This window comes from Micrococcus sp. GbtcB5, from assembly GCF_019091605.1.
Taxonomy (GTDB): Bacteria; Actinomycetota; Actinomycetes; order Actinomycetales; family Micrococcaceae; genus Micrococcus; species Micrococcus luteus.
This window is the reverse complement of sequence record NZ_JAGXJK010000600.1, coordinates 1-230: the sequence shown is the minus strand read 5'-3', so window position 1 is coordinate 230 and position 230 is coordinate 1. Positions and strand designations below refer to the sequence as shown.

The window sequence follows — 230 nt, the reverse complement described above, 5'->3', positions numbered from 1 at the left end:
CATGGTCCAGCACGCCGAGGGCGGCATGACCATGGACGTGGTCCCCCATGAGATGGGCTACGCCCACAAGGCCGGGGACCGCGTGGTCTTCATGGCCGCCGGCGCCATCCTCGAGGACACCGACCCCGACACCTTCTTCACGAACCCCCGACACGAGCGTGCCCAGGTCTTCCTGGGCAAGATCCCCGCGCACTGACCCCGTCCCCCGTCGCACCCCACCGCACCGACCC

1 pseudogene is annotated in these 230 nt (G+C 70.0%); it reads left to right on the top strand.

Features of this window, described 5'->3' with window-relative positions:
- A pseudogene (locus KVS67_RS13660) lies at window positions 1-196 on the top strand (amino acid ABC transporter ATP-binding protein); the annotation flags it as partial.
- Between the last annotated feature and the right edge of the window lie 34 nt (window positions 197-230).